The 25987-nt window shown below is 46.4% G+C and carries 23 protein-coding genes and 1 pseudogene; 14 read left to right on the top strand and 10 right to left on the bottom strand.

The window, feature by feature from the left end; translation table 11 throughout:
* Positions 1–130: 130 nt before the first annotated feature.
* On the top strand, positions 131–619 hold the full coding sequence (locus QUA44_RS16500) for a hypothetical protein (protein ID WP_333252458.1): 489 nt from the start codon (positions 131–133) through the stop codon (positions 617–619).
* 239 nt (positions 620–858) lie between these two features.
* Here QUA44_RS16500 and QUA44_RS16495 read toward each other — a convergent pair whose 3' ends face one another.
* On the bottom strand, positions 859–2124 hold the full coding sequence (locus QUA44_RS16495; protein WP_333252459.1) for a cysteine peptidase family C39 domain-containing protein: 1266 nt from the start codon (positions 2122–2124) through the stop codon (positions 859–861).
* Positions 2125–2348: 224 nt separating this feature from the next.
* Between QUA44_RS16495 and QUA44_RS16490 the strand changes: the two genes are divergently transcribed.
* A complete protein-coding gene (locus tag QUA44_RS16490) occupies positions 2349–3806 on the top strand; it encodes a CHASE3 domain-containing protein (protein WP_333252460.1) in 1458 nt (485 codons plus the stop codon).
* 193 nt (positions 3807–3999) lie between these two features.
* Here the strand turns inward: QUA44_RS16490 and QUA44_RS16485 are convergent, their stop codons facing one another.
* Positions 4000–4335 (bottom strand): hypothetical protein, encoded by a 336-nt coding sequence (locus tag QUA44_RS16485; RefSeq protein ID WP_333276607.1) that lies wholly within the window; start codon positions 4333–4335, stop codon positions 4000–4002.
* On the opposite strand from QUA44_RS16485, the pseudogene QUA44_RS30720 reads away from it, so the two are divergent.
* The 6 genes and pseudogenes from QUA44_RS30720 (at position 4334) to QUA44_RS16450 (ending at position 14302) form a co-directional block, all read left to right on the top strand.
* Positions 4334–7102: pseudogene (locus QUA44_RS30720) on the top strand (cation-translocating P-type ATPase). The gene QUA44_RS16485 and the pseudogene QUA44_RS30720 sit on opposite strands and share 2 nt — an antisense overlap.
* Before the next feature lie 236 nt (positions 7103–7338).
* Complete coding sequence (locus tag QUA44_RS16470) at positions 7339–7926, top strand: Uma2 family endonuclease (RefSeq protein WP_333252462.1); 588 nt, start codon at positions 7339–7341, stop codon at positions 7924–7926.
* Positions 7927–8627: 701 nt separating this feature from the next.
* Positions 8628–10013 (top strand): CmpA/NrtA family ABC transporter substrate-binding protein, encoded by a 1386-nt coding sequence (locus tag QUA44_RS16465; RefSeq protein ID WP_333252463.1) that lies wholly within the window; start codon positions 8628–8630, stop codon positions 10011–10013.
* A 77-nt stretch (positions 10014–10090) separates the two neighbouring features.
* Positions 10091–10936, top strand: coding sequence for a nitrate ABC transporter permease (gene ntrB / locus QUA44_RS16460; protein WP_333252464.1), 846 nt, complete (start codon positions 10091–10093; stop codon positions 10934–10936).
* 335 nt (positions 10937–11271) lie between these two features.
* On the top strand, positions 11272–13272 hold the full coding sequence (locus QUA44_RS16455) for a nitrate ABC transporter ATP-binding protein (RefSeq protein WP_333252465.1): 2001 nt from the start codon (positions 11272–11274) through the stop codon (positions 13270–13272).
* A 184-nt stretch (positions 13273–13456) separates the two neighbouring features.
* Complete coding sequence (locus QUA44_RS16450; protein WP_333252466.1) at positions 13457–14302, top strand: nitrate ABC transporter ATP-binding protein; 846 nt, start codon at positions 13457–13459, stop codon at positions 14300–14302.
* 93 nt (positions 14303–14395) lie between these two features.
* Here the strand turns inward: QUA44_RS16450 and QUA44_RS16445 are convergent, their stop codons facing one another.
* The 4 genes from QUA44_RS16445 to QUA44_RS16435 all read right to left on the bottom strand — a co-directional run bounded on the left by QUA44_RS16445 (position 14396) and on the right by QUA44_RS16435 (position 15959).
* Positions 14396–14761, bottom strand: a complete 366-nt coding sequence (locus QUA44_RS16445; RefSeq protein ID WP_333252467.1) for a hypothetical protein — start codon at positions 14759–14761, stop codon at positions 14396–14398.
* Positions 14762–14901: 140 nt separating this feature from the next.
* Positions 14902–15378, bottom strand: a complete 477-nt coding sequence (locus QUA44_RS30715) for a DUF6745 domain-containing protein (protein WP_445243672.1) — start codon at positions 15376–15378, stop codon at positions 14902–14904.
* Positions 15344–15679 carry a hypothetical protein gene (locus QUA44_RS30710; protein WP_445243673.1) on the bottom strand — a complete coding sequence of 112 codons (336 nt, stop codon included), beginning with the start codon at positions 15677–15679 and terminating at the stop codon, positions 15344–15346. Before QUA44_RS30710 ends, QUA44_RS30715 begins: the two co-directional genes overlap by 35 nt.
* On the bottom strand, positions 15666–15959 hold the full coding sequence (locus QUA44_RS16435; RefSeq protein ID WP_006632553.1) for a hypothetical protein: 294 nt from the start codon (positions 15957–15959) through the stop codon (positions 15666–15668). The genes QUA44_RS30710 and QUA44_RS16435 overlap by 14 nt, the downstream gene beginning before the upstream one ends.
* A gap of 226 nt (positions 15960–16185) precedes the next feature.
* Between QUA44_RS16435 and QUA44_RS30705 the strand changes: the two genes are divergently transcribed.
* Together QUA44_RS30705 and QUA44_RS16430 are read left to right on the top strand one after the other, a co-directional pair.
* A complete protein-coding gene (locus QUA44_RS30705; RefSeq protein WP_445243674.1) occupies positions 16186–16344 on the top strand; it encodes a DUF6888 family protein in 159 nt (52 codons plus the stop codon).
* Positions 16344–16550 carry a DUF6887 family protein gene (locus QUA44_RS16430; protein ID WP_333252468.1) on the top strand — a complete coding sequence of 69 codons (207 nt, stop codon included), beginning with the start codon at positions 16344–16346 and terminating at the stop codon, positions 16548–16550. The genes QUA44_RS30705 and QUA44_RS16430 overlap by 1 nt, the downstream gene beginning before the upstream one ends.
* Before the next feature lie 126 nt (positions 16551–16676).
* Here QUA44_RS16430 and QUA44_RS16425 read toward each other — a convergent pair whose 3' ends face one another.
* The 4 genes from QUA44_RS16425 to QUA44_RS16410 form a co-directional block, all read right to left on the bottom strand.
* Complete coding sequence (locus QUA44_RS16425) at positions 16677–16901, bottom strand: hypothetical protein (protein ID WP_333252469.1); 225 nt, start codon at positions 16899–16901, stop codon at positions 16677–16679.
* 18 nt (positions 16902–16919) lie between these two features.
* On the bottom strand, positions 16920–18632 hold the full coding sequence (locus tag QUA44_RS16420) for a leucine-rich repeat domain-containing protein (protein ID WP_333252470.1): 1713 nt from the start codon (positions 18630–18632) through the stop codon (positions 16920–16922).
* Between the two features lie 188 nt (positions 18633–18820).
* Entirely contained in the window at positions 18821–19402 is a 582-nt protein-coding gene (locus QUA44_RS16415; protein WP_333252472.1) for a Uma2 family endonuclease, read from the bottom strand.
* 147 nt (positions 19403–19549) lie between these two features.
* Positions 19550–22420, bottom strand: coding sequence for a diguanylate cyclase domain-containing protein (locus tag QUA44_RS16410; RefSeq protein WP_333252473.1), 2871 nt, complete (start codon positions 22418–22420; stop codon positions 19550–19552).
* A 515-nt stretch (positions 22421–22935) separates the two neighbouring features.
* Here QUA44_RS16410 and QUA44_RS16405 point away from each other — a divergent pair.
* From QUA44_RS16405 to QUA44_RS16390, 4 genes are all read left to right on the top strand, one after another.
* Entirely contained in the window at positions 22936–23619 is a 684-nt protein-coding gene (locus tag QUA44_RS16405) for a class I SAM-dependent methyltransferase (RefSeq protein WP_333252474.1), read from the top strand.
* Positions 23620–23940: 321 nt separating this feature from the next.
* The gene (locus tag QUA44_RS16400) at positions 23941–24486 is read left to right on the top strand and encodes an RNA 2'-phosphotransferase (protein ID WP_333252475.1); all 546 of its coding nucleotides are present in this window, start codon (positions 23941–23943) and stop codon (positions 24484–24486) included.
* 71 nt (positions 24487–24557) lie between these two features.
* Positions 24558–25766, top strand: a complete 1209-nt coding sequence (locus QUA44_RS16395) for an AAA family ATPase (RefSeq protein WP_333252476.1) — start codon at positions 24558–24560, stop codon at positions 25764–25766.
* Positions 25741–25929 (top strand): hypothetical protein, encoded by a 189-nt coding sequence (locus QUA44_RS16390; RefSeq protein WP_333252477.1) that lies wholly within the window; start codon positions 25741–25743, stop codon positions 25927–25929. Before QUA44_RS16395 ends, QUA44_RS16390 begins: the two co-directional genes overlap by 26 nt.
* Positions 25930–25987 lie beyond the last annotated feature (58 nt).

Raw genomic sequence — 25987 nt, 5'->3', positions numbered from 1 at the left:
GCATTCAAATTGGAAATTCTGGACAGGCTATAAGCCCGTCCCACAAGAGTTTTATTGATTTTTGACACACAGTTTAAATGTAGAATAGCTTAAATCACTTACGACAGAAGCGTAGTTAAGGAGTTTCCCGATGGCTGAAAGCGAAATTTATAGTGTTGTTCTGTTTCGGGATGCGAGTGTGCGAGCAATTTCAAAACTATCGGTGGCCATAGCCACGACTCTTCTGAGCACAGTTGTAACTGCAACCCAAGCCTACGCAGTTCCAGTTACCTACGATTTCACCATCACTGTTAGCAAAGGCGGGTTAGCGGGCAATTCATTCAACGGTTCTTTCACCTACGATGATGCGAAATTGAAGGGAAAAGGAGTGGAAGAATTGGGAATTGATGAGGGATTAACGACCTGCATGAATTACCTGGGACGCACTTACCGCGAAACCGATGATACCAGTTATCCTACCTTTCCCAAACTCAGATTTGAGGATGGCAAAATCGTGCAACTAAACTTCTGGATTCAGCCGAATCAGCGAGTTAATTGGTGGAATTTACCTGGATGGGAAGTCAAGCTGTCTGAGCCTAAAATGAGCGATTCAACTGTTCCCAATTGTCAAAAACGGTGAGGGGTTGCCAAGGTGTGATCGACCGTAAGAATATAGGAGGAATTAGATGCAACTGCCTACGCTTACGGTAATTTCATGCAGCCACCCTACCAAGGTGCGATCGTCGATCATCTGCTGGGGCGATCAAATATTGGCGATCGCTATGAACAAATGACTCAAAAAATGTTTGAGAAAAAACCGCATGATTCCTATTTTAGGTCGGTCAATAGTGCGTCTGCCCTTGATATTTTTTTTAATAACTATTTCCCATCCAATCTCGGCACACCCTCCAAAAAACTGCCGCTCAACATTAACTCAGTCATCCGGTCTAAGTTGCCGCTGACTTGCAATTTTTTATCTGTTTGAAAGCGCTCGATATCTGCTTTTAAATCGCCGCTATTATATCCTAATTTACTCAAATAGTCAATCGCTTGTTTGTCACTTAACAAGATATCCGCCGAACGGAAAATCGGCACGTATTCCTGCCGCCAAATCTGGGCAAAAGTTGCCCTATCTAAATAGAAAATCCTGCCCCGCGCCGGGTCTCCAATGGCAGCTACACTGTCATTCATTCCCAGCAAAGCCACCGCGTGCGGTAGCTTCCGAGGGCCGTCTAACAGCCAAACTGCTAGCACTCCGGGGCGATTAATTTGCTGAATTTGCTCCCAAGTCGGCGCTAGTTCGATCGCATTTACGCCCAAAGCTCTTGCTGCTATTATTAACTGTGGCATCGAAGTTCCCAAGCGACTCGTGCCGGCAAAACGCGCTACACTCGATTCCGTCGCATCCATTCCCCAACGCCTTAACACTGTTGCTAGGGCGGCGGGGGCGCAACTGCTGTTGGATGTTTGTCGAAATACACCGTTTGGCTGCAAATTATCTATTAAATCATCGTAAATGGGCGCCATAAAATAGTTTTCAGTGCCTGTAAATCCTCCCAATCCCAACAAGCAAATTAAAATTACTGCGATTACTTGCGATCGCGCCGTCAACCAACTTATACTAAACCCAATACCGCAGACTCCCATCAGCATCACTCGTAGCAAAGTCCAAGTAACTCGCATCCCGTGAAAGCGCCACTCGATCGGCAAAGCAGGCATTTGAGGCAGATTTAGAGCCAGTAGCAGCAAGGCAATATAAAAACCCAAAAACAGCAGGGCGATCGAATTTCTGCCCTTAAACAAATCATTAGCCGTCACTCCAGAGCGAACTAACACTCGCCCGAACCGCATTCCCCAGACAAACAGCACCGAACCCAGCACCAGCGTCACTACTATTTCCATGAACTCAAAATTTTGTTGCTTAACTAGGTTGTAACATTTATGCGATCGACTTGAACCCCAATCAATAGCGGGAGAGAGGAAGAGTGAGAGAAAGGAAGAGTGGGGAAGAGAATTTGACGATGTTTGGGTTTCCTTCCTGAATTTATCGCTACAATCGAATAAACAGGATTTATCCAACAAAATCGCAGCAGGTAAAACCACCATCAATCCTAAAGGCTTTGACCTGCATAGCTTGCTCGACATTAAGTTTTACCAGATTTTTCTTGATCAGTCTGAGTCAATGGTTGAGTGAGTAAAGCAAGGAAAGCAAAAAGAAGCGCTGGAAGTTTTTTTTCACAAAAAAAGGGGCATTAATTCTGAATGACTATTAGGAATTAAATAACTACTTGGGTTAAAAAGAGCAGGAATTTATTGATGCTGTAACTTACCCACAAAACCAAATAACTACTCAAGGAGTAAAAAGTGAAATGTCGCAAAATATTATTCGGCTTAGTAAAGTAGTTCCGTTGGGCTTCGGCTCCATTTTTTTGTTAATGATTAGCATCGGATTAGCCACTAAATTGAGTATGGATAATTTAGCCGAAGCTATTGAGTTGCAAACGCACACTTATGTAGTTAAGACAAATTTGCAAGCCATAGAAAAAAATTTAGTGGATGCTGAAACAGGACAGCGCGGGTTTATATTCACTGGTAAGGAGGAATTTTTAGAGCCTTACAAAAAGGGAACCGTCGCCTTTAATCAAACAGTAAATGAGACAAAAGAGTTAATAAAAGATAACCCTGAACAAGTTAACAAGTTGGAGGAAGTTGAAAATCTGGGTCAGCAAAAACTAGAGGAATTAGCGGAAACTATATCCTTGAAAAGAGCTGGGAAAGAACCAGAGCTAAGAGCCTTGGTGATTTCAGGTAAAGGCAAGATATTTATGGATGAAATCAGGGATAAGCTGGCAGAAATGCTTAAGCTAGAAGATAATCTACTGCTTCAAAGAACAAAAATAGCAAAACAGTCGGAGCAATTAGCGACGACTGTTTCTATAGGAGGTACCGTTGTTGCTGTAGTATTGGGTTCATTTATTGTATTATTTGTTTTTGATAAAATTATCCGACCAATCAATCAGGTAGCAAATACGATCGCCAGTTCTTCCACAGAGATTGCGGCCACAGTGGAACAACAGGAACGCACAGCCGCACAGCAATCGAGCTCTGTAAATCAAACGACAATCACAATGGATGAGTTGGGCGTGGCTTCCCAACAATCAGCCCAGCAAGCCCAAGCTGGTGCGGAATCTGCACGGCAAGCTTTAAAGATCGCTGAAAAGGGAACCCTAGCAGTGGAGCAAACCCTGGAATCGATGATAATTTTGAAAGAAAATGTCGGGGCGATAGCGACACAAATTCTGAAATTGAGCGAACAAACCCATCAGATTGGCAATATCTCTACTGATGTCACAGATTTAGCCAATCAAACAAATATGCTGGCCCTGAATGCCTCAGTAGAAGCAGTCCGGGCGGGCGAAAACGCCAAAGGTTTTACTGTCATAGCCACAGAAATCCGCAAACTAGCAGACCAAAGTAAGAAATCAGCCGAGAAAATTAACCGCCTAGTCGATGATATCAAGAATGCGATAAATTCCACCGTAGCGGTGACAAAGGAAGGTACTAAAACAGTAGAAGAAGGAACCAAAATCAGTCAAGAAACGGCAGCAGCTTTCTCGGAAGTAGCAAAGGCTGTTAACAATGTGGTATTGAACAATCAACAAATTTCTCTAACTGCTCAACAACAAGCCGTGGCAATTCAACAAGTAGTGGATGCGATGAACAGCCTCAACCTAGCAGCAAAAGAAACCGCTAGTGGGATTACTCAAACCAAAATAGGCACTCAACAATTGAACGATGCCGCCCAAAATCTCAATTCTATTGTCTAAAGGGCGCTCAGTTTTTTGGGCTAGCAGACTAGCAATTGATAGCATTGAGTCATGAATTGATCTGGCAGCCCTCCCAGCTTGTCAAACAGCCGGCATCGAAGTCAAAACGATCGCAGGCGATGGCATCGCGACAGCCAGGGCGAGGGAATTTCTGCCCTTAAATAAACTGCGATCGATAACTCCTGACTCGTGCTCAATAATGAATCCGTGTATCCGTGACTTCCGTGTCCTCCCTTTTTTCAACCGCACCTAAAATTTGCAAAATGTCAAGGGATTCGATCGACTTTTCCCCACCTGAACCACCCAGTCCCAAACAAGATGTAGCGCCGCAAATAATTCCCCAAATTTCTTGCCACAAACGACCACATCCGTTGTAATATAGATGTAAGTCACAGCCCGTTAAAGTAATCAACCAACAATTAAGCCGCTCAATATATTCACGCTCCAACGAGCGCTGAGTTGTATTGAGCGTGCCTATTAAGGAGCGATCGAAGCTCCTCACACACCCCCAATATTCAGGAAGAATCATGCCATCAAGAGCCGCCAACGATGTAGACGTAGCAGAGCAATATTGGCACTACCTAGAAATATCCAAGGTTGCAACTATCTTAGGAACCAACCTGGAAAGCGGTTTATAACCGACAGAAGCCAACCATCGCCAACAGAAATTCGGGTCCAACGAACTAACAGTTAAAGCAGGGAAACCAGCCTGGTTAAAATTCATCCTGCAATTCAACCAACCCCTCCTGATCATCTTACTGAGTGCCGGTTTAATCAAAGCACTGATTGGAGAATGGCTCAACGCTAGCGTAATTTGGGGTGTCACAACTACCAACGCGATTATCAGTTTCATCCAAGAAGCTGGGGCTGAGAAAAAAATCGATGCCCTAGCTAAAGCTGTCACTACAGAAGCCACAGTCATTCGAGGTGGCAAAAAATTAAGAGTTCCCTCAAAAGAACTCGTTGTTGGTGACTTAGTAACCTTGACTTCCGGCGACAAAGTACCGGCAGATTTGCGATTAGTTAAAGTGCGCGACTTGCAAATTGACGAATCTGGACTTACCGGGGAATCCGTTGCTGTCGAAAAGGAACTAGGACAGTCTGGAGACTTGGTTCTGCCACAAGAAACGCCACTAGCAGAACGGGATAACATGGCCTATGCGGGAAGTTTTGTCACTTTTGGGCAAGGTAGCGGGGTTGTAATTGCGATCGCCAATAAAACCGAAACCGGCAAAATCTCCCAACTATTAGACAGGCACATCGACCTCACCACGCCCTTAACCCGCAAATTCAACGAATTCAGTCAAAACTGGCTGTTATTCGTGTTGGGAATGGCAACCTTGACCTTCGCCGTCAGATTGGGGCGGCCAGTTCCTGCGGGAGTTTCAGCCTTTAAAGAAGCAGTCGAACCCGCAGTCGCCCTGATTGTCGGCGCTATTCCCGAAGGCTTACCCGCCGTCATTACCGTCACCCTAGCCGTAGGCGTTTCCCGGATGGCAAATCGCCACGCGATCGTCCGCAAATTACCCGCAGTCGAAACCCTAGGCGGCGCTACAGTCGTCTGTTCCGACAAAACCGGAACTTTGACGGAAAACCAGATGACGGTGCAAGAAATCTATTCTGGTGGCGAATCCTACTCGGTTACGGGTACGGGATACAGCCCTGAAGGGGAAATTCAGCTCAATCAACTGCCAATTAGTGTCAGTCAAGCTCCAACTTTGCAAGAATGTTTGCAAGCCGGAATGATTTGCAATGACTCTCACTTGGAATTTAAAGATGATGATTGGATTGTCGTTGGAGATCCGACAGAAGGAGCGTTGATTACTGTTGGCAAAAAAGCAGAATTGAGTCAGCAAGTTTTGGAAAAATCCATGCCACGACTGGATTCAATTCCCTTTGAATCTCAGTTTCAATACATGGCGACGCTTCACAAAACTCCCACTGGTGGCAAAGTTTTGTATGCCAAAGGTTCCGTAGAATCCATTCTGAGCCGCTGCGGTTCCAGTCTCGATACCCAAGGAAATCCCGCCGAAGTCGCGAGCGAACAAACTCACCATCAAGTCGATGAAATGGCAAAGCAAGGCTTGCGCGTCTTGGCTATAGCCAAAAAGGTAGTACCCGAAAGCCAAAATTCCGTCAATCATGCAGATTTGGAATCTGGGCTAATTTTCTTGGGACTACAGGGGATGATCGATCCGCCACGGGCTGAGGCGATCGCGGCTGTTCAAGCTTGTCAAACGGCTGGAATCCAAGTCAAAATGATTACCGGCGATCACATTGCGACAGCTAAGGCGATCGCCCGTCGCATGGGATTCCGCAAAACTAAACATAACAGGGAACTTGTCGCCTACACCGGCGCTCAACTCGCCGAAATGAGCAAAAACGAACTCGCCGAAGCCGTAGAAGCTGGTTCAGTTTTTGCCCGCGTCGCCCCAGAACAAAAACTCCGCCTGGTAGAAGCTTTGCAGCAAAAAGGCGAAATTGTGGCGATGACGGGAGACGGTGTTAACGATGCGCCCGCTCTCAAACAAGCTGATATCGGGATTGCGATGGGCAGTGGTACGGAGGTTTCTAAGGAAGCCGCCGATATGATTCTCACGGATGATAACTTTGCGTCGATCGAATGTGCGATCGAAGAAGGGCGATCGGTTTACAAAAATCTGCTCAAAGCAATCAGCTTCATTCTCCCAGTCAACGGCGGAGAATCGATGACAATTTTGCTCAGCACACTGCTGGGCCGAGAATTGCCGATTTTGTCGCTACAAATTCTCTGGTTGAATATGCTCAACTCGATTACGATGACTGTGCCGCTAGCTTTTGAGCCGAAGTCACCGGGAGTGATGCAGCAACAACCGCGATCGGCAAACGAACCTTTGCTGACTACAAATCGGATCAAGCGAATCATCGCTATTTCTCTTTACAACTGGACTATAATTTTCGGAATGTTTGAATGGGTGCGCCAAGCTCCTTGGGGAACGATCGAACTCGCCCGCACAATGGCTATTCAAGCTTTGGTAATGGGGAGAATTTTTTACCTGTTGAGTCTCAGCCAGTTGTTGCCTTCTTTGATTGCTAAATTCAGCGGTTCTCAGGAAGAAGTTAGTGGCGCTCCCGCTCTCGGTGTGGGAATTGTCCTGGCGGTGATTTTGCAGATTATCTTTGCTAATTCTCCGTTTGTCAATCAAATATTTGAGACTGCTCCGATGAATCTGGATCAGTGGCTAATTTGTTTTGGTGTAGCGCTACCGATGATCGGTGTTGCTCTGTCGGTGAACCGGTTCGACCCGCCCAATTAATCGAATTTGTAGTTACGGCCACGCATTAGTAATTTTGGGTGTTCAGAAACCCGGTTTCTTGAAGAAACCGGGTTTTTATGTTTTATATAGCGTTTCTCAAATAGATAAAGTAGGTTGGGTAGAGCGATAGCGAAACCCAACACCTGATGTTAAATAAAGAGTTGGGTTGAGGTCCCGAAACCCAACCTACATATATTTATGTCTATAATATTATCAACATAGAACGCCGCTCAACTATGAACACAAATCTTCTCGAAAAACTCGATACTGAAACCGAACAACACCTGATTCTACGAGGAATCAGTTGGCAGGACTATCTTACCATTGATTCTGTTCTCGAAGAGGTACCGGGACTGCGCCTCACCTATTGCCAAGGAATCCTTGAAGTTATGACCCTATCTCCCAGACACGAACGCGAAAAAACAACCATCGGTCGCCTTTTGGAAATCTATGCTTTTGCTAAAGATTTGGATCTACATGGTTGCGGTTCTACCACCTATCGCAATGAAGCAGAAGCCAGGGGATTAGAACCCGATGAGTGCTATTGTGTGGGAGAATTAAAGGATATTCCAGATTTTGCGATCGAAGTCATTGTTACTAGCGGTGGCATCGATAAATTACAGGTTTATTTAGGTTTAAATGTGTCTGAAGTTTGGTTTTGGCAAGATGGGCAATTCTCGCTGTACCGATCGCAGAGTGGCACGTATCAACAATGTGAGAATAGCGAATTTTTCCCGGAACTCGATTTGGTTGTACTGGCTAGCTTCGTTCAGCCAGATAATCAGCCCGCTGCGGTTCGAGAATTTTTTAATGGCTTGCATTGAATGCTAACTGTCTACTGGTTAGATTACCCACAATCAGGAGACGGCAGTGCCGTTTCCCTACAATTAATCACGGTAGGGACACGGCACTGCCGTCTCCTCTATCATTCCGGTGCAACCGGAATTGATATCACTCATGAGACCAAAATTTTGTCTGTATCCTAAACTACAATTAACCGCCACCTTAAAAAAAGTAGACATATATTAACAAAGTAAATGTGCGATCGCTCAGATATTTAGAGCTTATTGACAATCGATTTGAATTGCCCCCGATCGCCATTCGCTACAACCTTTACCCAGCAGGTCTTGCTTTGAACCAGTTTTGATAAGCAGACCCGATCGCCCTTCCCAACGGTTCGTTATCGATAGCGCACTCCTAAAAGATTTACTTATGAGTTAAATTTAATATTTGTTTTATAATTACAGCAAGAGTACGGTAAACTCAATGATTAAGCCAAGAAAATGTGGAGTTCGCTTTTTGCGAGTTAACGCAACTTGGTCGTTGGAGATATTGAGTTAATCAAAAGAGTCAAACCAGCAAGGAGAGTTGAAAAACTTATGGTAGCAATAATTTTTTTTGCTCCTTCCTTGCCAATCTGCGCTAATAATAGTTCGCTAAACCCAATTAGCGAAGGAAAAAAGCACTTTGATAAACTTCAGTGATGTCGTTACAGAAGATTTATGAATAGGAGCGAACCTAGGCTATGACAAAATTTTCAGAGCAATTTTCCCGGCGTAAATTTATTGTTACCGCAGGTGCATCTGCCGTCAGTACAATACTCCTCAAAGGCTGTTTGGGAAATCCCCCAGAACCCGGTGCTACTGCCGGTGCTGACAGCCAAGTACCCGCTGCCACATCAGCAGTTGCTGTTGCCAACGAGAAAAGAGTAGAGGGTATCGAAACTACGAAAGTTATCTTGGGATATATCCCGATCGTCGAAGCAGCAGCTTTAATTATTGCCCAAGAAAAAGGCTTTTTTGCCAAGTATGGCATGACCGAAGTCACGGTTGCCAAACAAGCCAACTGGGGTTCGGCTAGAGACAACTTAGAAATCGGATCTGCAGGCGGCGGCATTGACGGAGGCCAGTGGCAAATGCCCATGCCTTATCAAATTAGTGAAGGTCTGATTACCAAAGGTAGCGTCAAAATTCCGATGTATGTTCTAGCCCAGTTGAACACTCAAGGAAATGGAATTGCGATCGCCGGAAAACACAAAGGCAAAGGCATCGGGCTCAAACTAGACCAAGCGGCCCAAGACTACATGAAAGGCCTCAAAAAAGCAGGCACACCCTTCAAAGCAGCCTACACCTTCCCCAAAGTCAACCAAGACTTTTGGATTCGCTACTGGCTAGCAGCTAACGGCATCGATCCCGACACAGAAGCCGAATTGCTAACAGTACCGTCAGCCCAAACTGTAGCCAACATGAAAACCGGCAGCATGGACGGTTTCAGTACCGGCGACCCCTGGCCCCTGCGGATCGTCCAAGAGGACATCGGCTTCATGTCCGCCCTCACAGCCCAAATCTGGAAAGATCACCCCGAAGAGTATCTAGCTATGCGCGGCGACTGGGTAGACAAACATCCCAAAGCCACCGAAGCCATGCTAGCAGGACTAATCGAAGCGCAGCAGTGGTGCGACAAACCAGAAAATCGCGCCGAATTAGTTGCCATTACTTCTGGCAGAAACTACTTTGACGTACCTCCGGCAGTTTTAACACCTCCCTACCAGGGCAAGTACATGATGGGTGACGGTCAACCAGATATCGACGATTTCAAAATGAGCCCGCTGTACTGGAAAGACGACCTCGGCAACGTTTCCTATCCTTATAAGAGTCACGATTTGTGGTTCTTAACCGAAAGCGTGCGCTGGGGCTTCCTGCCAACTAACACCTTGGCAGATTCTAAGACAATTATCGGCAAAGTCAACCGCGAAGATTTGTGGAAAGCCGCAGCAAAATTTGCCGGAGTTGCTGATGCTGACATTCCCAAAAGTACGTCTCGCGGCATTGAAAAGTTCTTTGATGGCAAAGAATTTAACCCGGAAAAGCCAGAAGATTACCTCAAGAGTTTGACCTTTAAAAAAGTTTGATGGGGTCTTAGCTTCCCATAATTTAGTCTCGAATTTTACGATCAAAAGAAATAGCGCAAACACAGGAGATTAATAGCATGGCTGTAAGTACAAATCGAAGGGATCGAGGCGCTGCACAAGGAGCGTTGGGAGAGTTTTGGCAGAAGAATTCACCAAATATTTTGCCGCCAATTTTAGGGATTTTGGGATTTCTGTTAGTGTGGCAATTCCTGTCGAGTACAGGACTGATCAAACTGCCGGGACCAATCAGCGTTTGGACTGACGAACGGACGCGGGTATTGTTGCTGTATCCTTTTATGAACTCCAAAACTTACGGAATCGGCTTGTTTTGGCAGACTTTGGCTAGTTTGGAACGGGTAGCAAAAGGCTACACTCTAGCCGCTGCTGTGGGAATTGCTGGGGGTGTTTTGGTAGGTACAAATCCGTTGCTGAACAAGGCTTTAGATCCGGTTTTTCAGTTTTTGCGGATGGTAGCGCCTCTGGCTTGGGTGCCGATCGCCCTGGCTGCACTGCAACAAAACGAACCTGCTGCTTTGTTCGTGATTTTTATCACCGCAGTTTGGCCGATTTTGATCAACACGGCTGAAGGTGTTCGCCAAATTCCCGATGACTATAACAACGTAGCGAAAGTGTTGCAACTAACTCGGAAAGAGTATTACCTGAATATTTTGTTTCCGTCGGCGCTTCCCTACATTTTTACAGGATTGAGAATTGCGATCGGGCTGGCTTGGCTGGCGATTATTGCAGCGGAAATTGTGATGTCGGGGATTACTGGTATCGGCTTCTTTATTTGGAACGCTTACCAGCAAAACTACATCAGCGAAATTTTGTTAGCGGTGTTCTACATTGGGGCTGTTGGTTTGTTCCTCGATCGCATGATGGCTTGGTTGCAGCACAAGATTGCTCCTTCTCAAGGCAAATAACTAACAGTTGACTGTTGACAGTTGACGGTTGACGGTTGACGGTTGACTGTTGACAGTTGACAGTTGACGGTTGACGGTTGACAGTTGACGGTTGACGGTTGACAGTTGACGGTTGACAGTTACAGGAATTACGAACTCCGAGGCTCAGAAACGAGTTTTTTAAACTATTGTTGAGGGATCAAACAAAGTATTTTGGTTAGTTTAAAGACCAGTTTTAGGCATCCAGGAATGTATTAACTATTAGCTGTTATGTATTAACAGCTAATAGCGAACAATCAACAATCAACAATCAATATCTAGCGAAATAACAAACCTACAAAAAAGGCAAGAAAATCATGTCTGTTTTGATTGCAGTAGAACAAGTCGGAAAAGTATTTAATTTGTCAGACGGCGGCACATACGTAGCCCTCAAAGGCATCGACTTAGAAATTAAAAAAGGAGAATTTATCTCCTTAATCGGACACTCCGGCTGCGGTAAATCTACGCTACTCAATATGGTGGCAGGTTTGGACTTGCCCACAGAAGGATTGGTGACGATCGACGGACAAAGAATCACCCAGCCGGGCCCCGATCGCATGGTAGTATTCCAAAACTATTCGCTGCTACCTTGGCGGACGGTCAGAGAAAACATTACCCTAGCCGTAGACTCGGTAATGAATGGCTTACCCAAAGCCGATCGCCTCGAAATCATCCAAAAACACATCGATATGGTAGGCTTGGGGCCCCACTCCGAGAAGCAACCGGCACTCCTCTCCGGCGGACAAAAACAGCGCGTGGCGATCGCCCGTGCTCTAGCTTTGCGCCCCAAACTGTTACTCTTGGACGAACCCTTCGGCGCTTTGGATGCTTTGACTCGCGGCAACTTGCAAGAAAAGTTGATGGAAATTTGCCAAGAGTACGAAATCAGCGCCCTGATGGTAACGCACGACGTGGACGAAGCAGTGTTGTTGAGCGATCGCATCGTCATGCTCACCAACGGCCCTGAATCGAAGATTGGCGGCATTCTCGAAGTAGACATCCCCCGCCCCCGCAAACGGATGGAAGTAGTCACGCACCCCAGCTACTACGCTCTACGTAGCGAAATGATTTACTTCCTCAACCAGCAGAAGCGCGTCAAAAAACTGCGGGCACGGAAAGTACCCGCGATCGCCCGCCACGGCCTCGAAAAAGTCAACCTCGAACTCGGCTTCATCCCCCTAGCCGCCTGCGCTCCCCTAGCCATCGCCAAAGAAAAAGGCTTATTTGCCAAACACGGACTCGATGAAGTCCACCTCGTGCGGGAAACAAGCTGGCGCGGCATCGTAGACGGCATCGCCGCCGGTTACTTAGACGCAGCCCAAATGCCCTCTGGGATGGCGGTGTGGTTGAGCTTGGGGGGCTACCAAGAGAAGCCGATTCCGACGGTTACAGCCCTCACCATGAGCCGCAATGGCAACGGAATTACCCTCGCGAGGCGCTTTTACGACCAAGGGATCTACACTCTGGCAGACTTTAAAGAAATGCTCCAGAGAACGCCCGCGCAAACGCACCGTATGGCGATCGTGCACCCTTCATCGATGCACAACCTGCTGCTGCGCTACTGGCTGGCTTCCGGCGGCATTGACCCGGATCACGATGTTTTGCTGAAAAACATCCCTCCGGCCCAGATGATCGTGGACTTGCAGGGCGGCACTATTGACGGTTTCTGCGTCGGCGAACCTTGGAATTTGCGGGCCTCGATGGAAGGAGTCGGCTTTACCGTGGCTACGGATTTGGAACTGTGGCCAGGACACCCGGCAAAAATTCTCGGAGTTCGGGAAGAGTGGGCGAATGCTTATCCCAACACTCACATTGCTCTAGTCAAAGCTTTGCTGGAAGCTTGCCACTATTGCGCCGATCCAAATCACGCCGCCGAGGTTTCGGAAATTGTCGCGGGAAGGGAGTACGTCGCTACTGATAAGAGTTACATCCAACTAGGCGACCCAAAATCTAATGCTTGCAACCTGGCTTCTCCGATGCGGGAATACGCCCACCACTTGTTCTCTGGAGATGGGGTGAACCGCCCAAGTCGCACCGAACAACTCTGGCACATGGTGCAGATGGCGCGCTGGGGCGATACTGTGTTCCCGCGCAACTGGGTGGAAATTCTGGAACGGGTGGTGCGAGTCGGTGCGTTCAGCACGGCGGCGCGAGAGCTGGGGATGGCTGATATTACTTACACTCGCGGTTCTCTCAGCTTGTTTGACGGCTCGGTGTTTAATGCTGACGATCCGATCGGCTATCTCAACAATCTCGCGATCAAACGCGATTTCACGATGGCTGAAGTGATTCTGGATTCTGGCCGCAGAGCTGCTTAGAGCGGTTTTTTGTTCGACAAAAACAGGGTAATTGCTAATTGTTAGTTGTTGGTTTTTAGCTGTTAATTGCTAGTGAGCAATTCCCTCTTCATGACCTCCGTTACATCCGTTAAATCCCGTACATTGCTCGCTCCCTAACTTCCTTCTTTCTTTGCGAATCACCCACTCACCATTTCCTAAACCCATGCTCAACACCACTAAAAACCAGACGAACACCAAAACTCAAATCCAGCCGGGAAAAGGCCGCCGCAAACCTTTTTTGGTGATAGACAATGTTTACAAAGAATATCCAAACGGTTACAGGGCTTTAGAAAACGTCAATCTGAATGTAGCTGAGGGAGAGTTTATTACTTTGATCGGACACTCGGGCTGCGGCAAATCAACACTGTTAAATATGGTGTCGGGTTTTAGCCATCCGAGCCAGGGCACCGTGTCGATTAACGGAGAGCCGATTACTAAGCCGGGCCCCGATCGCATGGTGGTGTTTCAGGGTTACGCTTTGTTGCCTTGGCGCACGGTGTTTGAAAATGTTTATCTGGCGGTTAATGCTGTATTTCCGAATAAGTCGAAGGTCGAAAAAAATGCGATCGTCAACGAGCATTTGGCGATGGTGGGATTGACAGAATCTGCCCAGAAAAGACCGCCGCAAATTTCGGGGGGGATGAAGCAGCGGGTTTCTATTGCCCGCGCTTTGGCAATTCGCCCGAAAGTGCTGATTTTGGACGAACCCTTTGGTGCTCTCGACGCAATTACCAAGGAGGAATTGCAGGAAGAATTGCTGAAAATCTGGAACGATCACCGCTGTACGGTGTTGATGATTACTCACGATATTGATGAAGCGCTGTTTTTGGCCGATCGACTGGTGATGATGACTAACGGCCCGTCAGCGACGATTGGCGAGGTTCTGGAGATTCCTTTTCCACGTCCGCGCGATCGGGTTCAAATGATGGAAGATCCAGAATACTACAATTTGCGGAACTACGCCCTAGATTTCCTGTTCCGTCGCTTTGCACATGATCACGATGCCTAATCAGTTGGGAAATCAAAGTTAAAGAGGAGAATTATGAGACTTCTCGAAAAATTTTAATTCTTGTGCGGAGTAGGGGTTGGGCATCCTGTCGGCTCAAGACGAGCTTTTTTGCAGAAGTCTATTGAAAAGTTGAAGCCCCAGCGTTCCCCGATTTCCGGGGAACATCGCTGCGGGCGCAATTTTCCCGATCCGGTTGGGTAAACTGAAGCTTAATGGTGGGCGAGAAGTTTTTTCGGACGTTCGGATCTTTTTCCCAGCTTTTACGTCTACCAGCGAAGAGACCCGATTGCCTAGCTGTCGGTAAGCTGGCATGAACTGAGCCCACCTTCGATCGAGGGTGGGCTTCTTCTTCATGTTATTAACTGTTTTTGGGCGATCGGTGGTTGGTGCATTCCACCCTGGGAACTGGCACACTGCGGGAACGTTTATCGGTGTTTCATGGGTTAAGGCTGTTGTCAATATAAAGGTTTTCAGTTGAGTGAACTACAGATGCTCGGCTAGGGAAACGGCTGAGCCTAAGTCCGGCGCGGGGTTCTGTGACTTTTAACAATTGGTATAAGAGTGATGATTGTAGCAAGACTTTTTTAAATTTGTATTACTCAGGTTTGTACGGAAAACTCCTCTGGGTCAATATCCCAATTTACCCAGCGAATTGCTTCTTTAGCTGATTCTATATCAGGCGGCACTCGCAACGCATGAATAAATCCCGTACTCGGACAGGTCATTTTTAACAAATAAACTGGCTTGGGATTACCCACGTCATCAAAATCATCGTCAAACTCGATGCTTAAGAGAGTGTATTCCTGCCAACTGTCTAATTCTGTCACCGCTAGTTCTTGACAAATGCGATCGTAAGTAATTCCCTGAATTAACGCGCGCCGAACTTCTGCATTCTGTTCCTTCAACACCCACTTAGACTGCCACTGGTGCGGGTGCAGCCTACCGTACCATTCGGGCAAAATCACGCCGTGATAGGCGTAAATCGAAACACCGTCGGCAAATTGTACCGCTGGTGTTCCTTCGGCGTGCAAGCGGTAGTTGCTATCTGCAGAAAGTGCGATCGGCTTTTCGCACACAACACAAACTCGCTCGAATGGATAAATCCAGCCGCAATCCCGCACAAGAGATTGAAAAACAATCCAATTTCTGCCGTAAGAATGAGGTAAATTTAGAACCAAAATGCAAAAATCCAACAAACTGCCAAATGATTTCCGGTGCTGTTTTGCCGATCACACTGTAAGCTGATTTAACTGTTTCCGCAGCTTGCGATCGATTTATCGGGCCAGTGGAAAGCGATCTCGCTCTCCACTTTTCCCGATAAACTGGAATCAAAGCTGCTTGTTCAGGCGTTAGTTTTTTAACCTTAGTCTGCGACATACCTCCAACCTTGTGGCTCATATTCCCGCTGAATTCGCACCATCCAATTACCTTCGGGAATTGCGATCGCATGGTGTTCTTCGTGACTCAATAAAGCTGTCGGTGAAAGCACCCGCAAGTACAGAGTGCCGTCTTTTTCGTACAGTTCAGCTTGTCCCTCAATAATCTGGTGAGAATGTCCGGTGACTTCACCTTCGGCGAGAGTTAGGTGAGGTTTTTTTTCTCCTTCGATTTTCGGTACGGGAGTGAGAATTACGTCGCCTTGTCGGATGGGTTGCATAGGTTTTTTCTCCATTTTGTTTGCTGGTGTCGAGCGAGCTTTTCTAGCGCCACTTTATACTACATTTGTAACACATAGCTGTCAAGAGCCACAAACCAAATTCCATAACTCTTTGCTGCACTGACAGGCGTTATCTTGGAAGGTGAAAGTCGCCTGGGTGAGGGCGGGTTTATAGATATTGTCGATGTGAATGAAAGATTGTTGGTGAAACCCGCCACTACAAATATTGTGGTTAATTTATGGAATCAGTTATTACTTGACATATTTGGCATTGCAACCTATTCACCTCATCTGTGTTGACGAGAGAAGCAAAAACTTGTTCGTATTGGCTGGATATGACGAGGAAATTGAGATTGAAATTGCTCCAAATGCGGAGGTAGTTTAATGAGCCAAGTAGATTATACTGCAATGTCAGATGGAGAATTGAAGCGTTATTTTCTTAAAAATCGCGGGGATAAAGCTGCACTGGAAGCCTACTTAGAACGGCGGAAAAAGCGCTCGAATTCAATTATAACAAAAGTGGGAGATTCGGATTTTGATACTAAGCTTGAGGCAGCCATTCGCCAGCAAATGCAAGAATATAAAGGTTAGTCTTCAGTCCGCGCACTTGGACGAAAGTTTGTGTAGGATAGGTTTCAACTGCCGACTCTTATCAACGAGGTTTCTAACTTGCCCTAAATTTCAAGTTGGCACCGAAAAATCCTCATAATCGACATCCTAATTCACCCAGCGAATCGCTCCCCTTGCAGATTGCATCTCAGGCGGAACCAGCAAAGCATGAATGAATCCGGTACTCGGACAAGTCATTTTTAACAAGTAGATTGCCTCTTTTTCAGGAACATCATCATCAGCATCGAAATTAGCAGGATCGAAGCCATCAATATCAGCATCAATTCTTAGCAGGGTGTATTCTCGCCAGCAATCTAATTCTGTGGCTTGCAATTCTTGGCAAATTCTGGCTTAACCAATTCCCTGAATTAACACTCGCCTTAATTCGGCATTTTCTTCTTCTAAAATCCAGGTAGATTCCCACTGATTGGGGTGAATTTGTCCGTATTTTGCGGGCAAGGTGACGCCGTGGTAGGAGTAGAGTTTGTAGCCGTCGCTAAATTCGATCGCGCTTTCTCCTTCTGCGTGCGGCCGATGTTCGCTGTCGAGGGAGAGTTTTAAAGGGCGATCGCACACATAGCAAACCTTGTCAAACGCAAAAATCCAGCCACATTCAACTAAAAGCTGCTTCAAGCATTCAAAAGCTTTTTGTGCATCTGGGTTGAGAACAATTCTAAGTACAGAGACACAGAAGTCAGCCACACAGATTTTATCCCACAGGGATGCCCGATTAACGATCGACGTTGAGTTGTCTCTACAATAGTCCCAAAAATCACGTTGCAATTCTTGTGTGAGCTGCCGCTCCCATTCTATTAATTGTGGCAAATACGAACTACTATATCTTATTAAGTTAAACGGCCTATATGTCGATTCTAGCTGTTCGTAAATAAGCTGGAAAAAAGCTGTTTTTGGCTGTGGTTGCTCACTTGTTAGTGCGAAATAATACAAGCACAAAAAAAATATATACCTAAACGGCAGACAGGCTGGTTCTAGCTGTTTGTAGATACGCTGAAAAAAATCATTTTTATTAGTGGGAGATTTCAATTTTTTTAACTGTGTTATGGCAGAGTGGGGACTCGAACAAAAAATAATTTTCGGGCAAGTCTTGCCGAGAGCTGTGTAGGCAAATTCGATCGCGGCTGCGGCACGAGTGCGATCGACTCGCTCTGTGGAATTGGCGATAGCTTTCCACAGATATTGGAGGGGTGTTAGGTCTGATAAAAGATTGTTAGGCAGAGACAGCTTTTTCAAATTGATCAGAGAGTGCAGGGGGGTGAGATCTGATATTTGATTGTTGTCCAGATTCAGCTCTATCAAATTGGTCAGAGATTGTAGGAGTGTCAGGTCTGATATTTGATTGTTTTCCAGATTCAGATATTTTAAACTGGTTAGAGATTGCAGGGGTTTGAGGTCTGCTATTTGATTGTTTACCAGATTCAGATTATTCAAATTGGTCACAGATTGCAGGGGTTTGAGGTCTGATATTTGATTGTTGTCCAGATTCAGATATGTCAAATTGGTGACCAGAGACTTCAGCGGCGTTAAGTTTGATATTTGATTGTTGTCCAGATTCAGATATGTCAAAATCGTCAGAGATTTCAGTGGCGTTAGGTCTGATATTTGATTGTTGTCCAGATTCAGATATATCAAACAGGTCAGAGATTTCAGGGGTGTTAGGTTTAATATTTGATTGTTGTCCAGATTCAGATATTTCAAACTGGTTAGAGAGTGCAGGGGTGTCAGGTCTGATATTTGATTTTTTTCCAGATTCAGATTAGTCAAATTGGTCAGAGATTGCAGGGGTGTTAGGTCTGATATTTGATTGTTGCCCAGATTCAGATTAGTCAAATTGGTCAGAGATTGCAAGGGTGTTAGGTCTGATATTTGATTGTTTTCCAGATTCAGATCTGTCAAATTTGACAGTATTTGTTCTAATTTATAAAAGCCAGACTTTCGTGCTGTTAACAACAGCACCTTAACTGTATGCTTCGCTTCTTGTGAAAGGCTGCCAAAGTGCAAGCGCCAGTCAGAAGTGGTCGTAGGGTTTGGTTGTTGAGAGGACATAGGGCAATAACCTCCTAGAAAAGTTGCTAAAATCTGATGTCGGTATCTACCTTAAATAACATATCTCTGGCGTTTTGGGGATTATGCCAGCGATCGCACGCACTTATTAACCACCCGATCGCGATCGCCAGTATTGCAATTTGTAACTCGGACTGCGGGCGATGTCGCACTCACAAAACACTTTTCATCTAATCTCCCGAAATGCCTTGCCTCCATTCTTTAACCGCTTCCACCCTTGAAGCAATCAGCAGACAGCGAGACAATAAATTAATATCTAAATCAGGCAATATTTCCCTTTGGTCAATTTTTTCATATCCGTGCGAGCGCAAATGATACAGGCTAAATACTCCCTCCTCCCAAAACCAAACTTCGGGGACTCCCAAGGCTTGGTAACGATTCAACTTGCTTTCGTTGCCGCTAGTAAATACAACTTCGATCGAGAGGTGTGCAATACCTCCCGATGCTTTGCCAATTAAGTAAGATTGGTCTGCTTGTGCAGAAGCTTTTCCTTCTTTTTCCTGGGTAAAGCTTCCTGTGGGAGTAAAATCGATTTCTTTTTTTACAAAATACGTACCCAGCAACAGGGCGATGACACCGCTGAAGACTTCATGTTCTTGCGAAACTGCCAAGATTTCTACCTCACCTTTGAAATAAAAAAGTCGGATGCCGGGGGAGTCAGAAAACCCCTGCTCGATTAGCTTGAATTGTTGCCAATCAATCGCGGAGTGAATTAGGCGCTGGTCTTTTGGTTTGTCTAAGGTTGCTGTCATGGCACGACCTCCTTTAACTATATTTATAGCAATTTGAATTCACCCAAGTTTGCCAGCACATTGGTATGGTGCGTCCGATCCAAAAAACTTGTTTAAATTGAAACTATAGATTTCTGACGCACCATACAAGTTGATTTAACTATTATATTATCCTTCAAATGCGGCAACCGAAACTCGATCGCGCCCTGCTTCTTTCGCCCGATAAAGCGATTCATCGGCGATCGCAATTAGCGCCCCCGGCTGCGACATCGGCGCCGGAATGCAGCAAGCTACACCCAAACTCAACGTCACGTATTCGCTGACAGCAGACTTAGCGTGAACTATCTGCAAACCCCGCACCTGTCGTGCGATCATTTCAGCTACGCAAGTCGCACCTTCAATATCCGTATTCGGCAAAACTACTACAAATTCTTCTCCACCGTAACGCGCTACTAAATCTGCCGGTCGCTTTACCGAATGTTGGATCACCGTCGCCACTTGCCGCAAACATTCATCCCCCGCTTGGTGACCATAAGTGTCGTTGTAAAGTTTGAAATAATCAATGTCGCACATAATTAAAGACAGCGGTGCTTCTTCCCTTGCCAAACGCCGCCATTCCGTATCGAGGTATTCATTAAAAGAGTGGCGGTTTCTTACCTCAGTCAAACTGTCGTAATTGGCCAAATACTGCAAGGCTCGATTCACTGTTTCTAACTGCTGTTTCTGCTGCTGCAACTGACGGTTGAGCTCCGCCAACTGCTGTTCGGCTGAGTGCGATCGTAACAAATTTCTCACCCTCGCCAGCAATTCCCTCTCGTCAAAAGGCTTGGAAATATAATCGTCAGCACCCGCATCCAAACTTTCGATCCGAGCTTCCATCCCCGATCGCGCTGTCAAAAAAATTACCGGAGTCGATTTCAATTCTGGCGTGTTCCGAATCTCCTTGAGCAAATCCAGTCCGTTTTGTCTGGGCATGATTTGGTCGCTCACAATCAAATTTGGCTGCAAAGTTTTGGCTTTTTCTAAACCTTCAACCCCGTCCATCGCCACAGCGACTCGATAGTACGGAGTTAATAAAGTTTGGAGGTAAGCCAGCAGAAAATTATTGTCTTCTACTACCAGCAACAGCGGTAATTCTCTGCTGTCACTTGTTAATTGTTCCAGATGATTTTTGTCGTCAAAACTGTTAGGTTCCGGTAGCAGGGCCTGGGGTGTGGTCGCCCGGATATTCCCCGAACCCCACTCTCCGGAGCCGAATCCAGTCAGTCCAGCCAATTGGGCGATCGCGCTCACCAACTGATTCGCTTCCACCGGCTTCGACAAATGCCTCTGAAACCCCGCCTCCAGCGCCGATGCCGAATCTTCTTCCTCAATGCCTCCCGTCAGCGCCACGGCCGGCAGCAGTTGCCTGTGCTCGGACAGTTCCATTGCTCTGATGCGGCGGATCAAATCGCAGCCGTCGGCTCCCGATACCGTCATATCGCTCACCAACACGTCAGGTCGCGACTGTTGCAACTCCGCCATCGCTTCGCAGGCGCTACCCACCGCTGTTACCTTGGCTCCAAATGCTTCGAGGCCAGTTTTGAGAAATTTCCGGATCTCGGCGCTGCTTTCCACCACCAGGACTTGCTTTCCCGCTAGGGGTTTGGAAACCGATCCGGGTCTGCTTTCACTTTGGGCGATCGCACTGCTGCGATCGTCGGGTGCATTTTTGTTGGCAATCGGTAGCAGCACCCCAAAGGTCGCCCCCTGACCGATACCGGGACTCGAAGCCCAAAAACTTCCCCCGTGCAGTTCTACCAACTGCTGCACAATTGAGAGCCCCAGCCCCAGCCGATTTTGTTCCTTGGTCTGGAAGTTGTCTGCAGGGCGGAAGTAGTCAAAGATGTGCGGCTGAAATTTGGGATCGATGCCGCAACCGCTGTCGCTGACCTGAATCAAGACGCCCGACGGAGTAGGCTCGATCCCCACTTGAACTGGGCCTGGTGTCGATTCTGGGGTGAATTTGATGGCGTTTGCAAGGAGGTTCCAGACTACTTGCTGCAAGCGTTCTGCATCTGCCAAAATGTAGCTGACGGCGGGGTCGAAATGTGTTTCTACGCGGATGTTTTTAGCATCGGCGGCGGGGCGGAGGGTGTCAATCGCAGATTCTATGATAGACGGGAGGTGAACTTGGCCGATGTTCAGGCACACTTTCCCTCGCAGCAGCCGCGAGAGGTCGAGGAGATTGTCTATTTGTCGGTTTTGTAATTTGGCGTTGCGCTCGATGATTTCCAAAGCGCGGCTGGTGGTGGCTTCGTTTAAATTGCGCGATCGGGCTAGCTGCACCCATCCCAAAATCGCGCTCAGGGGCGATCGCAGCTCGTGGGAGGCGATCGCCAGAAATTCGTCTTTTGCCCGGTTGGCTTCGGCTTGGGCTGCTTCAACGGCTTTGCGATCGGTGATGTCGAATCCGATCGCCAAATACTGACACGGTTTTCCCTTACAGTCCAACAGTGGAACTACTGCGGAGTACACCCAATAATCAGTTCCATTCTTAGCTTTATTCTGAATGTCTCCTTGCCAAACTTCACCTTTGGCAACAGTTGATAGCAGATTTTTAATTATTTCCGAAGATTTATATTCCGAATGGAGGATGCCGAAATGGCTGCCGATTAGTTCTACGCGCGAATAGTTGGAGATGGAGCAAACTCGATCGCTGACATAGTTAATAATTCCTCGCGCGTTTGTCCTCACCGCAAGTGCCGATCTGTCGATCGCTATTTTAAAATCTAAACATTCTTGTAGCGACGAATCTAGTTCTTTTGTCGTAGAAAATTGACCGAGCCGATCGGACGCGTTTTGTTGCTGGCGATCGGGCTTATCCTTACTCCGTTGTTGGATTTCCATTGCTTCTATCTTCCCCTGACGGCTGACACCTAATCTACTCGCATCCTGATTCATTATCACAATTTTCTTTCCCGCACCGGCGGGTGTAATATTTTGTATCTCTTCATCTTCCTGAAAAATTGGCAGGCACCACATCCACTCGGGAGTCACCTTAATTTTTGTTTATAGTTGGCTAAAGTTTGTCAATCTGAGGACGGATTTTTTCATGTCTAGCCGATCGTCGGCTGGTGGCTCATTCCTTCTTATCTGGTATCTTTTATATTTTACTAAGGGGAATCACTGAGAATTTTATGGTGTGGATCACACACCGACAGTTGCATTCTTGTTTGAAACGGGTATCATAACCGTCAACTTTTTGCTCACAATTACTCCTAGTATCTGGCACAAAGTCTCGTCTTCGGCAGGCTTTCGCGTCTGTGGCATTCTGCCTCATCTGCACTAAATGAGATATATGTGCATGGCTAGACAGTTCCCAAATCAGGGGCGGGTTTGGGCGCACAAAGTCCCTATCTGGCGATCGTCCGTAACTTCTTTTAAATTATTTTATTCTACATCTTGACAGGTATGTATATTTTTTGTATTATAAATGTAATATAACTTCCGAGAAGAGAACCACCCAACTGCATTGGCGTACTCAACTATTAAGAATTTGAGGAAAATAGTCTGTGAATTTAGACGCTGTACGCGAGCAATTTGAACAAAGAGCCTTTGATTATGACGGTTTAATTCCCCGCCTCATTCCGCGCTATCGCGAGCAACACGATGTAATATTGCAGTTAATCACTTCTGAAACTAATGGTAACATAAAAGTTCTGGATTTAGGCGCGGGAACTGGCATACTGTCGGCTATGATTCTGCAAGCATTTCCTCAAGCAAAAGTCCTAGCCTTTGACATCGCCCAAAATATGCTAAAAACTTGCCAAACTAACTTGTCCGCTTTCCGAGAACGGCTGACCTTGCAGCAAGGAAACTTTGCCGAAGATGATTTCGGCAGCGGTTACGATTTGGTAGTTTCAGGCTTGGCAATCCACCACCTCGACAGCGCAGGCAAACAACAGCTATTTCACAAACTTTTCCACTCGATGAATCCAGGGGGAATATTGCTAATTCGAGATATTGTCACAGGTGCTACTCCCCGGCTGACTGAGCAATACGAACAGTTGTGGCGGCAGTACATGAAAGCTAACGGAGAAGACGATGCAGCCTGGTTTAAAAAATATCGAGAAGAAGATATTCCATCCTCTGTGGAAGACCAGACAATGTGGCTTGCCGAAGCTGGTTTTGCCGACGCTGGATGTCACTGGCGCTATCTAAATTTTGCTATTTTTGGCGGAGTTATCCCAAGGTAGAAGGCATTCGGCATACGGCAAAGTTTTTGATAATTTTCAAAATATAAAGCTCGTAAAAAACGGCACACCAAACACTCTTTTGTTCCGGGCGCAGAACCGGGTTTTGTAGTCTTTAATGGCGCACATTACCGCTATAATTCGCGCGCCAGATCATTTTTTGCCTCCGGGAATCATTTTCCGAACACCTGTAGAGGCGGGTTCACTCAAGCGCCCTCTGGCAGTGCAAACAGATTCAACAAACCCGCATCCAATCAACGATATAACCCGCTACTGACATTGGGTAAAAGGTGATTCTAAAAGCTCAATAAAGAAAGTAAAATTATGAACGATTCTCGATTACTAAAAATCAGCAGATATCTCAGCAAACACCTGCGCCACGCGCCCGGGCGCATCGGTATTAAACTCGCTCCCGGTGGCTGGATTCCTGTTAGCGAACTCCTCGATGCGTGCCAAAAAAATAACTTTCCTGTTCAGCTTGCAGAACTCAAAAAAGTAGTCGCGCAAAACGACAAGCAGCGCTTTTCATTTGACTCCACAGGCACTCTAATTCGTGCTAACCAAGGACACAGCGTAGAGGTTGACTTGCAGTTAGAACCCGGTGTTCCCCCGGATATTTTATATCACGGAACAGGTAGCACTGCCGTCGAGTCTATTCTCAGTCAAGGAATTAGGAAAATGTCGCGGCATCACGTTCATTTGTCCGTGAATATTCAGACGGCGCGCCAAGTAGGTGCAAGACATGGCATCCCGGCAGTCTTTACTGTAGATGCCGCAGCCATGCAACGCGACGGTCATACATTTTACTGCTCGGAAAATAAAGTTTGGTTAGTAGATTTTGTGCCGCCCGCTTATCTCAAAATAAGTTGATTATTTTCACTTTTTTTGTAGAATGTGTACCACAAAAACTGTAAAATAAGAGTAAGTAGGAGTTTTGCAAAATGAGTGCGGAAGATATGGGTGATCGCGATAACAATTTTCATCAAAACAATTCTCCCAATAGAGGTCTGCTAGGCTCTGGTTGGCGACCTTTTTACCGTCAATTTGATTTGGAACACCTGGTACATTTAGCGTCTAGCGACCCCTTAGAACTAGCTCAAAAAACTTTAGGTGCAGCTAGCGACATTGCCGACGCAATGGGACGACACCAATATACTTGGTGGGCAAATATTTTAAATGTATTCTCGGAAAATACTCGCTACGAAATTGATGAATTTTGGGATTACATTACTCCGCAGCCAGTTTACCCGGATTACCGCTACAAAGATGTTTTAGTTACCGAAACGCCTGTGGTGCAATTGGTCAGCCGCGCTAGCATTCCCATTGACTACGTTCTCAACAAACTCCAAGAGATTACTGTTTTTAAAGTTCTGGATTTGCTAGGGAAACCGGATGCAATTACCCAGTCTTTTATGGAGCGACATTTTTCTTATCCCCCGGAGCGATTTATTAGCTGGGAACGCTTGGAAGTTTTGGGTACTGTTTATGCTTCTTGGGCCCGATTCGGCTGCTGGCTGCAAATTGACAGCTACGACAGGGGAAGACGCTGCTACACTCTGATTTGTCAAGATATTGCGCCGCTCGTTAGCAAGGCAACTTATAATTTAGCGGTGATTCTGGGCGGGTACAAAAGCCGCGTCGGACAGGTTCACAGCCAGTTCCCAATTCGCACGTTTTCTGCGGAGGTTCAAAGTTTTACCGATACAGTTCAGCAGGCAATTTTGGATCAAAATCAGTTGGCTGTTTTGGTTAGTGGGGAACCGGGCACGGGCAAAACTGCTTGGACGCAAGCGGTAGCAAAGGAAATTTTAGTGCCGCTGGGTTATGTGATTTTTATCTTAGACCACGATGCTGTGGAAAATTTTGTGCCACCGAGTTATTTAGAGCGGATTTGTATTATTATCAATGAGGCTGATAATTTGGCTCAAGATCGATCGACCGCAGAGGGCCAACGCACTAACAAAACTGAACATATTTTGAGTTTGCTGGATGGAACTTTGTATCAAAGCGTCATCGACGAACACGGCATTCAATTTCAGCAAAAACTCGTAGTTTTGATGACTTGCAACACCACTGAAAGATTAGATCCTGCAATGTTACGCAAAGGGAGAGTGGATTTTACCAGTGAATTTACGCACAAATTTGTTTGAGCGCTCTCTTGCATTCTCAAGCTATCTGGCGATCGCACTGGCTACAGGATCTCATACCATGTTTGATGTGGGATTTTCAATTAAAGAATTGGGAATGACTGAGGAAGCTCATGGTTTGGATCACGGGCCTACAGTTGCATTCTTTTACTGTAGTTTAGACTAACCAAAGATGAGAACGGTGGCAAAAGAAGAACTAGAGCCACCGCGCTAGGAGAGAATGA

Origin of the sequence: Microcoleus sp. N9_A2 (genome assembly GCF_036701775.1) — a bacterium.
GTDB lineage: Bacteria > Cyanobacteriota > Cyanobacteriia > Cyanobacteriales > Microcoleaceae > Microcoleus.
The sequence above is the reverse complement of the archived record's forward strand: the minus strand, read 5'-3'. Positions and strand labels throughout refer to the sequence as shown.